General features: G+C 67.6%; 12 protein-coding genes. 7 read left to right on the plus strand and 5 right to left on the minus strand.

The genetic code is table 11. The annotated features are described in order from the left end of the window. Positions 1 to 54: 54 nt before the first annotated feature. A complete protein-coding gene (locus AC5WJ1_RS26190) occupies positions 55 to 1,764 on the minus strand; it encodes an MBL fold metallo-hydrolase (protein ID WP_494476697.1) in 1,710 nt (569 codons plus the stop codon). Between the two features lie 225 nt (positions 1,765 to 1,989). Between AC5WJ1_RS26190 and AC5WJ1_RS26195 the strand changes: the two genes are divergently transcribed. Both AC5WJ1_RS26195 and AC5WJ1_RS26200 read left to right on the plus strand, forming a co-directional pair. Beyond that, positions 1,990 to 2,367, plus strand: a complete 378-nt coding sequence (locus AC5WJ1_RS26195; protein ID WP_133094477.1) for a short-chain fatty acid transporter — start codon at positions 1,990 to 1,992, stop codon at positions 2,365 to 2,367. Positions 2,368 to 2,630: 263 nt separating this feature from the next. Further along, the gene (locus tag AC5WJ1_RS26200; protein WP_135702854.1) at positions 2,631 to 4,049 is read left to right on the plus strand and encodes a DUF1254 domain-containing protein; all 1,419 of its coding nucleotides are present in this window, start codon (positions 2,631 to 2,633) and stop codon (positions 4,047 to 4,049) included. An 88-nt stretch (positions 4,050 to 4,137) separates the two neighbouring features. Here AC5WJ1_RS26200 and metE read toward each other — a convergent pair whose 3' ends face one another. Beyond that, complete coding sequence (gene metE, locus AC5WJ1_RS26205; protein ID WP_135702853.1) at positions 4,138 to 6,513, minus strand: 5-methyltetrahydropteroyltriglutamate--homocysteine S-methyltransferase; 2,376 nt, start codon at positions 6,511 to 6,513, stop codon at positions 4,138 to 4,140. Positions 6,514 to 6,660: 147 nt separating this feature from the next. On the opposite strand from metE, the gene AC5WJ1_RS26210 reads away from it, so the two are divergent. After that, positions 6,661 to 7,578, plus strand: a complete 918-nt coding sequence (locus AC5WJ1_RS26210; RefSeq protein WP_133094480.1) for a LysR family transcriptional regulator — start codon at positions 6,661 to 6,663, stop codon at positions 7,576 to 7,578. A 9-nt stretch (positions 7,579 to 7,587) separates the two neighbouring features. On the opposite strand, the gene AC5WJ1_RS26215 is transcribed toward AC5WJ1_RS26210, so the two are convergent. Next, entirely contained in the window at positions 7,588 to 7,950 is a 363-nt protein-coding gene (locus tag AC5WJ1_RS26215) for an AsnC family transcriptional regulator (RefSeq protein WP_494476698.1), read from the minus strand. A gap of 152 nt (positions 7,951 to 8,102) precedes the next feature. Between AC5WJ1_RS26215 and AC5WJ1_RS26220 the strand changes: the two genes are divergently transcribed. The 4 genes from AC5WJ1_RS26220 to AC5WJ1_RS26235 all read left to right on the plus strand — a co-directional run bounded on the left by AC5WJ1_RS26220 (position 8,103) and on the right by AC5WJ1_RS26235 (position 11,465). Beyond that, positions 8,103 to 8,573 (plus strand): Lrp/AsnC family transcriptional regulator, encoded by a 471-nt coding sequence (locus AC5WJ1_RS26220; RefSeq protein ID WP_133094482.1) that lies wholly within the window; start codon positions 8,103 to 8,105, stop codon positions 8,571 to 8,573. Between the two features lie 203 nt (positions 8,574 to 8,776). After that, positions 8,777 to 9,373: a GTP cyclohydrolase II gene (ribA, locus tag AC5WJ1_RS26225; RefSeq protein ID WP_133094483.1), complete on the plus strand. Its 597-nt coding sequence runs from the start codon at positions 8,777 to 8,779 to the stop codon at positions 9,371 to 9,373. Between the two features lie 200 nt (positions 9,374 to 9,573). Further along, positions 9,574 to 10,056 (plus strand): MarR family winged helix-turn-helix transcriptional regulator, encoded by a 483-nt coding sequence (locus tag AC5WJ1_RS26230; RefSeq protein WP_133094484.1) that lies wholly within the window; start codon positions 9,574 to 9,576, stop codon positions 10,054 to 10,056. A 50-nt stretch (positions 10,057 to 10,106) separates the two neighbouring features. Continuing rightward, positions 10,107 to 11,465 (plus strand): serine hydrolase domain-containing protein, encoded by a 1,359-nt coding sequence (locus AC5WJ1_RS26235; RefSeq protein WP_135702851.1) that lies wholly within the window; start codon positions 10,107 to 10,109, stop codon positions 11,463 to 11,465. Between the two features lie 48 nt (positions 11,466 to 11,513). Here the strand turns inward: AC5WJ1_RS26235 and AC5WJ1_RS26240 are convergent, their stop codons facing one another. Together AC5WJ1_RS26240 and AC5WJ1_RS26245 are read right to left on the minus strand one after the other, a co-directional pair. After that, complete coding sequence (locus tag AC5WJ1_RS26240; RefSeq protein WP_133094486.1) at positions 11,514 to 11,843, minus strand: HigA family addiction module antitoxin; 330 nt, start codon at positions 11,841 to 11,843, stop codon at positions 11,514 to 11,516. 10 nt (positions 11,844 to 11,853) lie between these two features. Further along, positions 11,854 to 12,132 carry a type II toxin-antitoxin system RelE/ParE family toxin gene (locus AC5WJ1_RS26245; RefSeq protein ID WP_494476699.1) on the minus strand — a complete coding sequence of 93 codons (279 nt, stop codon included), beginning with the start codon at positions 12,130 to 12,132 and terminating at the stop codon, positions 11,854 to 11,856. Positions 12,133 to 12,157: the final 25 nt, after the last annotated feature.

The raw sequence follows: 12,157 nt of genomic DNA on the forward strand, positions 1-12,157 counted from the left end.
GGGGTCCGAGAAAAAACTTTTGCGGTTGCCCCTGCTGGCACCTCGCTCCGATCTCTACTCCGCCACCTCCGACCAGTCCCCGTCCGCTTCGCGCGCCTTGCCTTCATCCCGCAGCTTGAGCAAGTGCGCCAGCAGCGAGCGCTGCGCGACCGGGTGCATGCGCGGCGGCACGTCGTCATAGACGCGCAGCACCAGCGCTTCGATTGGCGCGGGGCCCAGTCCGCGCAGCGCGGCCGCGACCTTGGCTTCACGCTGCAGCCGGTGGCGCACCAGCAGGCGGATCGCGTCCTGCGGCCGTGCGATCAGGAAGCCGTGCCCGGGGGCGAGCCATTCCAGGTCTTCTTCCTGCAAGGCGGCCAGCGAATCGAGGTAGGCGCGCATGTCTCCGTCAGGCGGTCCGATCACGACCGTCGAGCCCTGCATCACGTGGTCGCCGGTGAACAGCGTCTTTTCCTCTTCGAGCAGGTAGCACAGGTGGTTCGATGCGTGGCCCGGCGTATGGCAGACGCGCAGCGTGCAGCCGTCGCCGATGGCGATGCGCTCGCAGTGCGCGAGTTCGCGCTGCGGCGCGAAGCCCGCGTCCTGCCACTGGCCGGCGGGCGCGGCACGGCCCAGCACCGTTGCGCCGGTCGCAGCCTGCAGCGCGGCGGCCGCCGGCGAATGGTCGAGGTGCGTGTGCGTGGCGAAGATCCAGCGGACCGGGCCAGGCGCCGCGGCCAGGATGGCGCGCACGTGTTCGTCGTCATCGGGGCCGGGATCGATGACGGCCCATTCGTTGCGCGCGCCGCCGCCGACCAGGTAGGTGTTGGTGCCGGGGCCGGTCATCACGCTGCCGTTGTTCGCGGTCACGCGCCAGACGCGCTCGGATAGCTGCACCGGCAAGCCGGGCGACAGCTCGTAACGGCCATGCTGCCGGCCTTCGGGATCGATGCGGCCGATCTCGGCGTAGCACGCCTCGTTGGGCATCACCGGCCGCACGCCCGCGGCGCCGGTGGCCAGGCGCGGCATGATGCAGGCGATGCCGCGCAACTGCGCCGCATACGCGAAGCAGGCCTCGGCGTTCTCGAATTGCGCGATCGCCGCCAGCGTGCGGCGCGTGACGTGCATCATCGGCAGGCCGCTGGCGGGATCGGCGGCTTCGGCAGGGCGGATCCAGCGGTGTTCGACGATCTCGTTGCCATCGGCGATTACCTCCTGGCCTTCCGGCGCGATGGCGACGAAGAAGCGCGTATCGAAGCGCTTGGGCAGCCCCGGCGGCGTGAGCCAGTAGCTGTGGTAGGCCAGCCGGTCGGCTGCCAGCCGCAGCCCGAGCTGCTCGCATGCATGCGCCAGGCCCGGGCCGCCGCGCTGCACGGCGGCGCGCAACAGCGCCTGTTGTGCGGCGTCGAGGGCAGCGGGAGGCAGCAGGCGTCCGTCGCTGCCGCAGGCGAACAGCAGGCCGGCTTCTTCGAAGCATTCGCGTAGCGCGGCAACATAGAAGTCCAGGCCGCCAGCCGGCAGCCCCAGGCGCTCGCTCGCGGCGATATCGTCGAGCCCGTGGGCATGCGCATGCAGCGCCCTGTCTTGCACCGCGTCGAGCGTGCCGCCGGGGAACACGTAGGCGCCGCTGCTGCGGTCGTTGGCGCGCTCGACGCGGCGGACCAGCAGGACTTCCATGCCGGCGGGCGCGTCGCGCACGACCAGCAGGCTGGCGGCATTGCGCAGCAATGGCGTGGGAATGGCGGTGGTGGCAGGGCGTGCGCCGCTTGTCTCTGTGGTTGTCATTGTGTCGGCATGGTGGTGTCATGCGGCGCCGCGTGCTGCGCGCCGACGCCGGGAGCCGTTAGTGTAGCCGCGTTGAAAGATTCGCAATCCGGGGCAAATCCGGAGGCGGCAGGGGGGGTAGGGCGGCCCGGCTTTGGCTTTTCCGCCCGAAGGCAGTAATCTGATAGCTCCGCTTCACTTTTTGGAGGGGCGCCAGGTGCGCGCTTCCGCTGGGAGGAGGTCCGCGTGATCCGAGCTTCAATCCTGTGCCTGCCGCTGGCGTGCCTGCTGGCGGCCTGCGAGACGCCGCCGCAAACCGCGCCGCGCCCGGTCCCGCCCGCCACCACGCGCATCACGGTCGATGCCCAGACCGTGTCCAGGGCGGCTTCTGTCGCCTGCGAGCCGGCCGTCGCCGAGGCGCTCAAGCGCCGCTATCCGCAGCCGGGCAGCGTCATGCTGATGGCCGATCGCGAGCAGTACTACCAGCGCGCCAACGCGCAGACGTCGGTCAACGGTGAAGGCGTGTTCGAGCCCGACGACAGCTCGTCGGCGATCGGTTTTCACTATGCCTGCCTGTACAACGCGCGCACGGGCAAGGTCGACGATGTACAGATGCGGTATTGAGCAGTCGGTGTTGAGGGTTTGGTATCGAGGGGGATTCCGGTTTCCGATCGGGTGATTCCCTCGCGCTGTAGAGGTGCTTTATCATCCATGTTCCGCCGCCAGCCACCACCTTAAGTGTGATCGCCCTCGCTCCCTGCCTGCGAGGAATTGACACGGCGCAAGGGCAGGCACAATATGCGCAAACACATGCGCCTCCGGGACGACATGCCGGCAGTCATAGCCGCAATCCCAGGACAGGTCGCAAGAAAATTGGGAACGGGGTCATGAAGCCTTCACTTCGTCTTATGGCGAGCGCGGTCACGCTCGCCGTCATGCTGTCCGGCTGCGCCAGCGCGCCGGATTCAGCCACAGTCCAGGCCGCCATCGCGGAACAGCCGCCGTCCGACCAGGCCATGAAGGCCCTGTCGGCCGAGGTCTTCACCTATGCCTATCCGCTGGTGCTGATGGACGTGACGCGCGAGCTGATGACGCTGCGCACGCCGGTCAACTCCTTCAGCCACAAGCGCTCGTTCCCGGACGCCAGCTTCACCGACGTGGTCAGTCCCAATGCCGATACGCTGTATTCGTCGGCGTGGCTGGACCTGTCGCGCGAGCCGGTGATCCTGTCCGTGCCCGACACGCAAGGCCGCTATTACCTGATGCCGCTGATGGATGCGTGGACTAATGTCTTTGCATCGCCGGGCAAGCGCACCACCGGTACCCGCCGCGGCAATTTCGCCATCACCGGACCCGACTGGCGCGGCACGCTGCCCAAGGGCGTGCAGGAAATCCGCTCGCCGACGTCGATGGTCTGGCTGATCGGCCGTACCCAGGTCAACGGCAAGAAGGACCTCCCGGCCGTGCACCGGCTGCAGGACCAGTACCGGCTGACGCCGCTGTCCGCGTGGGGCGGCGGCCGCCGCGTGCCTGACCGGCCCGCGCCGCGCGCCGCCGCGGTCGACACGCAGAGTTCGCCGGTGGAGCAGGTCGCGGCGATGGACGCGCAGGCCTTCTTCACGCGCTTCGCCGCGCTGCTGCCGGCCAATCCGCCGGCAGCGGCCGACAGCGCCATGGTGGAGAAACTGCGCCGCATGGGCATCAGCCCCGGCGTGCCGTTCAAGACCACGGTGATGGAACCGTCCACCGCGCGCGCGGTGCAGGAGGGCGCGACCGCGGCGCTGGCGGCGATCGCGCAGGGCGCGCGCAAGGGAAATGCCGATGCGGGCAACGGCTGGGTCATGCACCGCGACCTCGGCAACTATGGCACCAACTACGCCCGCCGCGCGGTGACCGCGTGGGTGGGGCTGGGCGCCAACCTGCCGGAGGATGCGATCTACGCGTCGACACGCACCGATGCCAACGGCACGCCGCTGCAGGGCGGCGCGCGCTACGTGCTGCATTTCGACAAGGACCAGCTGCCGCCGGCGCGGGCGTTCTGGTCGCTGACGCTTTACAACGACCGGCAGGCGTTTATCCCCAACCCGATCCAGCGCTACGCCATCGGCAGCCGCGACCGGCTGCGCTACAACCGCGACGGCTCGCTCGACATCTATATCCAGCACGAACGCCCGGCGGGAGCCCGGGCCGCCAACTGGCTGCCGGCCCCGCCCGATGCACTGAACATGATGTTGCGCGCGTACTGGCCGGAGCAGGCGCTGCTCGACGGCAGCTGGATGCCGCCCGCGGTGACGCGGGTGAACTGACGCAGCGCTGCTTTGGCAAGGAACAAAGGCCGCATGCCTGGTGGGCATGCGGCCTTTAGGTTTTGGTTGCGCGGGTTGCGCGAGTTGCTCAGTGCGCGTGCGTCGCACACGCGGTGCAAGCGCTGCCGTCCGCAGGCGCCGCGGCGACATGGCCGGCCGGCTTGCCGACACGCTTCCACGCCATCGCGCCGCGGACGGACCAGCGCTCGCGCAGCGCGCGCGCCGCACTGACCATGTTGGACAGCGCTGCCTCGGTTTCTTCCCAGCCGCGCGTCTTCAGGCCGCAGTCAGGATTGACCCACAGTCGCTGCGGCGGCACCACCTCGCAGGCACGGTCGAGCAGCCGCTCCATCGCCTGCACCGACGGCACGCGCGGCGAGTGGATGTCGTAGACGCCGGGCCCGATCTCGTTCGGGTAGTCGAAGTCACCAAAGCCTTCCAGCAGTTCCATCGCCGAGCGCGAGGTCTCGATGGTGATCACGTCGGCATCCAGCGCTGCGATCGACGGCAGGATGTCGTTGAACTCGGCGTAGCACATATGCGTGTGGATCTGGGTCTGGTCCCTGACGCCGCTGGCCGACAGGCGGAAAGCCGTGACCGCCCAGTCCAGGTACGCGTCCCAGTCGCCGCGGCGCAGCGGCAGGCCTTCGCGCAGCGCCGGTTCGTCGATCTGGATCACGCGGATGCCGGCCTGTTCGAGGTCGCACACCTCGTCGCGGATGGCCAGCGCGAGCTGGCGTGCAGTGGTGGCGCGCGGCTGGTCGTCGCGCACGAACGACCATTGCAGCATGGTGATCGGACCGGTCAGCATGCCCTTCATCGGCCGCTCGGTCAGCGACTGCGCGTAGCGGGTGGTGTCTACCGTCATCGGCTCCGGACGGTACACGTCGCCGTAGATCACCGGCGGCTTGACGCAGCGCGAGCCATAGCTCTGCACCCAACCGTTCTCGGTAAAGCCATAGCCGCACAGCTGTTCGCCGAAATACTCGACCATGTCGTTGCGCTCGGCCTCGCCGTGGACCAGCACGTCCAGGCCCAGCTCTTCCTGCTTGCGCACGGCCAGCGCGATTTCGGTGCGGATGCGCTCCAGGTATTCAAGCGCGCCGATGTCGCCGCGCTTGAAGGCCGCACGGGTCTGGCGGATGGCCGCGGTCTGCGGGAACGAACCGATCGTGGTGGTGGGCAGCAACGGCAGCTGCAGCGCCTCGCGCTGGCGCTCGATGCGCTGTGCGAACGGGCTGGCGCGGTGGGCCATGCCGGCAGTCACGCCGGCCAGGCGTTGCTGCACGCGCGGGTTGACCACGCGGCGCGATTGCCGGCGCGAGGCCTGCACGGCGTCGGACGCGGCCAGCTGCGCGGCGACCGCGGCATCGCCTTCGTTGAGCGCGCGTGCCAGCAGCTGCAGTTCGCCGAGCTTCTCGGTGGCGAAGGCCAGCCATGACTTCAGCTCGGCATCGAGGCGCACTTCATGCGCCAGCGACACCGGCACATGCAGCAGCGAGCACGACGGCGCCAGCCACAGGCGGTCGCCGAGCGCCGCCTGCACGGGGCGCAGCGTGTCGAGCGCGCGGCGCAGGTCGGTGCGCCAGATATTGCGGCCGTCGATGACGCCGGCGGACAGCACGGCATGCGCCGGCAGCGCGGCCTGCCATGCGGCCAACTGGCCCGGTGCGCGCACCAGGTCGATATGGAAGCCGTCGACCGGCAGCGCGGCGGCGCGCGCGGCGTGGTCGGCGGCGGTGTCGAAGTACGTCGCCAGCAGCAGCTTCGGGCCCGCGTCGCGCAGGCCGTCGTAGGCGCTGTCGAAGGCGTCGAGCCAAGCGGGTTCCAGGTCCAGGCACAGCGCGGGCTCGTCGATCTGCACCCACTCGATGCCGCGCGCCTTCAGCTGGCCGAGGATGCGGCGGTAGGCCTGCACCAGCTTCGGCAGCAGCGAGAGGCGGTCGAAGCCGGCCACGTGGCTCTTGGACAGCCACAGGTAGGTGACCGGGCCCACCAGCACCGGGCGCGCGCGCAGGCCCTGCGCCAGCGCTTCGTCGGCTTCCTCGAAGAACCACGCCGGGCCGCCGTCGAAGGTGGTGTCGGCGTCCAGCTCGGGGACCAGGTAGTGGTAGTTGGTGTCGAACCACTTGGTCATTTCCATTGCCGGCTGTTCGCGGTTGCCGCGCGCCAGCTCGAAATACTGCGTCAGCGTCAGCTGCGCCGGGTCGAAGCCGAAGCGGCGCGGCAAGGCGCCCAGCAGCGCGGTCAGGCTGAGCATCTGGTCGTACCAGGCGAAGTCGCCGGTGGCGACGGTGTCCAGGCCGCGCTCGGCCTGCAGTTGCCAGTGGCGGCGGCGCAGTTGCGCGGCCACTTCATGCAGCGCGGCTTCGCTGCTTTCACCGCGCCAGAAGGCCTCCTGCGCGAATTTCAGTTCGCGGCGTTCGCCGATGCGGGGAAAGCCGAGGATATGGGTGCGTGCCATGGGGAACTTGCTCCGGAAGATGATGACTGGCGCACAGTGTCGGTTTCCCCATAAAATGAATCAAGCGACAAGTTTTAAACAACATATGAATAGATTTCATACGACATCTCCTACGACAACGGGGCGGGCCCGCGCGCCGGACTGCGCATGATCGAGGTCCGCCATTTCCGCTCGCTGGTTGCCATTGCCGAATCCGGCAAGCTCGCCACCGCGGCCGAGCGCGTGCATGTCAGCCAGTCGGCGCTGTCACACCAGATCAAGGCGATCGAGGCGCACTACGGCCTGCCGCTGTTCGACCGGACCCGCCAGGGGCTGCGCTTCACGCCGGCGGGCGAACGCCTGCTGGCTCTGGCGCGCGAGGTGCTGGCCGCGGTCAGCGCGGCCGACCGCGATATCGAACGGCTCAAGGGCGACACTCGCGGCGAATTGCGCGTGGTGCTGGAGTGCCATACCTGCTTCGACTGGCTGATGCCGGTGATGGATGAATTCCGCCGCCGCTGGCCCGAGGTGGAGGTGGACCTGGTGGCGGGCTTCCATGCCGACCCGATCTCGCTGCTCAGCGAGGGCCGCGCCGACATGGTGATCGGCTCGCAGCCTGCGGTGCGGCGCGGGCTCGACGTGGCGCCGCTGTTCCGCTTCGAGATCCTTGCGGTCATCGCCAACGAGCACCGGCTGCGCAACAAGCGCCGCATCGAAGCCGCCGACCTGGCGGGCGAGACGCTGATCACCTATCCGGTGCCGGAGCAGCGCATCGACCTGATCCGCGAGGTGCTGGAACCCGCCGGTATCCGGCTGCAGCGCCGCACCGCGGAGCTGACGGTGGCCGTGCTGCAACTGGTGGCGAGCCGGCGCGGCGTGGCGGCATTGCCCAACTGGGGCGTGAAGAACTACGTCGACCACGACTACGTGCTGGCCAAGCGGATCGGTGCCAAAGGGCTGTGGAGCGAGCTCTATGCCACGGTGCCGGCGCCGCTGGCGCGCCGGCCTTATGTGGCGGACTTTGTCGCGATCGTGCGGGATACGTGCGCGGCGCAGCTCGATGGGATCGAGCTGCTGCCGGCATAGCGTGGGTGGCTAGGCCGGAAGCGCCAATCCTGCGTCACTGCGGGCCTGCGCGGCAACGGCGCGCGGAGCGGGAGCCGGCTCGCCTTGCGCCTCGCTGTCCGGATCGTCGACGTCCGCGCCCAGCACGGCCATGTCGATGCCACTTTCCAGACGGCGCAGGAATAGCCACAGCAGGCTGGCATCGGCGGCGGTCAAGGTCGCGTGGAGCACTGGCTGACTAACGGATTCGAAGCGGGTCGAGTCGAAGCGCAACTGCTCAGGCGCCAGGCCGGTGCGGCGGGCGCTGGCAAACACCCACTCCATCGCACCGAACGGGTCGGTTCCGTCGAGTTGCAGGGAAAGGCGCAGGGTGGGAAGGACGGTGGCTGGCATGTGGTGTTTCCGGCAGGTCTTCTGATGTAGTCAATGTACCAGCCGGGATGCAAAATGAGCTTCTTAATTTTCTCCAAGATTAGTGGAATTGAAAAAGAAGCATCTTCTTATGGCAAAATTTTCAGAAGTTTCTTCCAAAGATTTCAGGGGCCATGGTGCAACCTCCCAAGCTCGATGACACCGACCGCCGCATCCTGCGCGAACTCCGCCGCGACGGCCGCCTGTCCAATGCCAAGCTGGCCGAGCAGGTCGGCCTGTCCGCCACACCCTGCTGGAACCGGGTGCGCGCACTCGAGGAAAGTGGCGTCATCGAAGGCTACGCCGCGCTGCTGAACCAGAAGGCGCTGGGCTTGCCGGATACGGTCCTGATCGAGGTCACGCTCGAGCGTCACGACGACGACATGCTGTACCGCTTCGGCCAGGCGCTGGCCGAGTTGCCGGAAGTGATGGAGGCCTATCTGCTCACCGGCGACTACGACTACCTGATCAAGGTCGCGGTGGCCGGCACACAGGGCTATGAGGAGTTCCTGCGGCACAAGTTGTACAAGCTGCCCGGACTGCGCCACAGCCGCTCGACCTTTGTGCTGCGCACGCTGAAGCGCGAGCCCTCCGTCGAACCCTGAGCCGCCGGCCGGCGCAGCCAGAGTATCATGCCTTGTACATCACTTCGGTGGTGGTGTCAGTAAACCAGCCGGCGCCTTGCGGGAGGAATATGCCGGCGACCCGCAACGGTGCGTTCCATTGCCGAATCAAGCGCGAACGCGCAATTCCGCTCATAATGTCGCCGGTGCCGGGCCGCCCCGCGCCCATTGAAAAGAATTCCGGTATGAACGACACAGAAATTGAGCTGATCGATTCGGCACGCCTGCCGACGCGATTTGGCGACTTCACGGCACACGCCTTCAAGGGCGCCCACTCGGGTATTGAGCATCTGGCCCTGAGCGTGGGCGAAGTGGCAGGCGAGGACGTGCTGATCCGCATGCATTCCGAATGCCTGACCGGGGATGTCTTCGGTTCCTGCCGCTGCGATTGCGGCCCGCAGCTCGAGCTGGCGATGGAAAAGATCGCTGCCGAAGGCCGCGGCATCCTGCTGTACCTGCGCGGCCACGAAGGCCGCGGCATCGGCCTGGCGGAGAAGATCCGCGCCTACCGCCTGCAGGATGGCGGGCTCGATACCGTCGACGCCAACCTGGCGCTGGGCCAGGCCATCGACGCGCGCAACTACGCCTTTGCGGCCGACCTGCTGCACCAATGGGGCGTCACGTCGGTGCGGCTGATGAGCAATAACCCGCTCAAGGCCGCCGCGCTGGAAAAGGCCGGCATCAAGGTCAACGAGCAACTGCGGCACATCGTGCCGTCCAACGCCGAGAACGAGAAATACCTGGCGACCAAGCGCACGCGCATGGGGCACCTGCTCGACTGACGGCGGCTGGCTGGGTGGCCTGCCGGGTAACTGCCCGGCCACCCACGGGCTCGTCATGACCAGGTGCGCGGGCTTGTTCCTCACATGATCCAGGATTGATCCGCAAGCGGGCAGCGCGCAGGAGATGTTGCGCCTGATTGGTTGCTAATGGCAACTATTGCCATTAGAATCTATCGGCCGTCCGCAAGTTTTTTGTCCTGATGCCCGACTCCGCCGCCAACACCACCGGTTCGATCCTGGAATACCTGACATTCCGGCTGAACCGTCTTTGCGAAATGACCAGGGAGTCTGCCTCCGGCTTCTATGAGCGGGAATTCGGCATCGGCCTGAGGGAATTGCGCGTATTGCGTTTTGCCGGACTGGAGCCCGGCCTGACGCTGACGCGCCTGATCGAACTGGTGCTGCTTGAGAAGACGGTGACGTCCAAGCTCGTCACCGCGCTGGCGAAGCGGGGCTTGCTGCGCCGCGAGGTAGGCGCGGCCGATGCCCGGCAACTGAACCTGTTCCTGACCCAGGCCGGCGCGGCACTGGTCGCGCAGACCTACCAGCGCGGCGATGTCCTGGAAAAGATGTTCCTGTCGGTCCTGTCCGAAGCCGAAGTCCAGACGCTGGACCGGTGCATCGGCAAGCTGACCGCGGCGCTCGAGGCGCATCAGCTCGGTATCGAGCCGCCGGCAGGGTAGCAGGGCGCTGAGCGCAAAACGGCACGACCACATAACAACGAGGAGACGACATGCCAGCCAACCACACCCGGACGCGCCGCCAATGGCGCGCCATTGCATGCGGCGCCCTGTGCGCCGCCACCTTGCCGGCCTGGAGCCAGGACGCGGGCCGCGCCATCGCACCCACTGCGCCCGCGGCGCCGGCGCTGGTCGCCGCGCTGGAAAGCGACCCGATCCGGCTCGGCTGGATGCAAGGCTTTCCGCCGCCGCCCGAGAAGCAGATCACCCACGTGCCGGGCGCCGAGAAATTCCCGCGCAATCGCTGGCTGTTCTCGCATATCCGCGAACTGGTGCCGACCGCGTCGGTCTGGCGCGGCAACGGCCCGCCCAGCCCGCTGCCGCGCGCGGAGCGCGATATCGGCTCGGTGCCCTTCAGCGATGCGGACGGCACCCGCCGGACCTTCGAAGAGATGCTGGCGCTGACCTATACCGACGGCATCCTGGTCATGCACAAGGGCAAGGTCGTCTATGAGCGCTACTTTGGCGTACTGGACGGCCATACGCCCCATATCGCCATGTCGGTGACGAAGTCGTTCGTTGGCACGCTGGCGGCAATGCTGGCGGCCGACGGCAAGCTCGATCCGGCGGCGCCCGTGACGCGCTACCTGCCGGAGATGGCCGGCACCGCCTACGGCGATGCCACGGTGCGCCAGGTCATGGACATGACCGTCGGCGTCCGCTATTCGGAGGACTATGCCAATCCCAAGGCCGAGGTCTGGGACTATGCGCGCGCCGGCGGCATGCTCGCCCGGCCTGCCGCCTACAACGGGCCGGCAACCTTCTACGACTTCCTGAAGACGCTGCAGAAGGAAGGCGGACACGATGATGTCTTTGCCTACAAGACGGTAAATGCCGAGGTGCTCGCGTGGATCGTGCGCCGCGCTTCTGGCCAGTCGCTGGCCAGGCTGCTGTCGGAACGGATCTGGCAGCCGATGGGCGCCGAGCAGGATGCCTACTTCACGGTCGACAGCATCGGCACGGAATCGGGCGGCGGCGGCCTGAACACCACGCTGCGCGACCTCGCGCGCTTCGGCGAGACCATCCGCGGCAACGGGCGCTTCAACGGCAAGCAGATCATCCCGGCATCGGTCGTGGCCGATATCCGCCGCGGCGGCGACCGCGGGCAGTTTGCGCGCTCGGGCAGCGGCCCCGTGCTGCCGGGCTGGAGCTATCGCGACATGTGGTGGGTGTCCCACGACAGCCACGGCATGTTCCAGGCTGCAGGTATCCATGGGCAGCGCATCTACATCGACCCCAAGGCCGAGCTGACGATCGTCCGCTATGCGTCGCACCCGGTCGCGGGGAACGCTGCCAACAACCCGATCACGTTCCGCGCGTTCCGGGCGCTGGCCGAGACGTTGTCGCGGTAATGGCGTGCCGGGGGTGGCAGGCTGCGCCGCCCCCGGCATTCTGCTTTCCTAGTTTTCCGGAATTTCCTGGCCGGCGCCCTCGCGCGGCACCACTTCCGCCGCGATGCGCTCGCCCAGATCCCGCTGCGCGACCTTCAGGTCGTAGGTCACCTGCATATTCATCCACGAACGCGCATCGCCACCGAAATAGCGCGCCAGGCGCAACGCGGTGTCTGGCGTGACGCCGCGCTGCTCGCGCACGATCTCGTTGATGCGGGCCGGCGTCACGCGCAACGCCAGCGCCAGCGCATTGGCGCTCATGCCCAGCGGCACCAGGTATTCCTCGCGCAGGATTTCGCCCGGATGGATCGGGCGCATGCGGTTTTCAAAGCGTGCCATGTTGCTGTCCTCAGTGGTAGTCGATGATCTCGACAGCCGCGGGGCCGTCATGGGTCCAGATGAAGCAGACTCTCCACTGGCCGTTGATGCGGAGGCTGTGGCGTCCCTTGCGATCACCGCCTAGTTTTTCCAGGCGGTTGCCCGGCGGAAAGCGCAGCGCACCCAACGTGGCGGCGTCATCAAGCATCTCCAGCTTGCGCTGGGCAACGAACTCGATGCTCGCAAAGCGGGCGACGTAATGGCCGTCGAACAGTGCAGCGGTGTCGGAACATCTGAAGGATTGGATCATATCGTATATCGATAATCGATAAATG

The sequence above is a fragment of the Cupriavidus sp. MEYA8 genome (assembly GCF_059278825.1).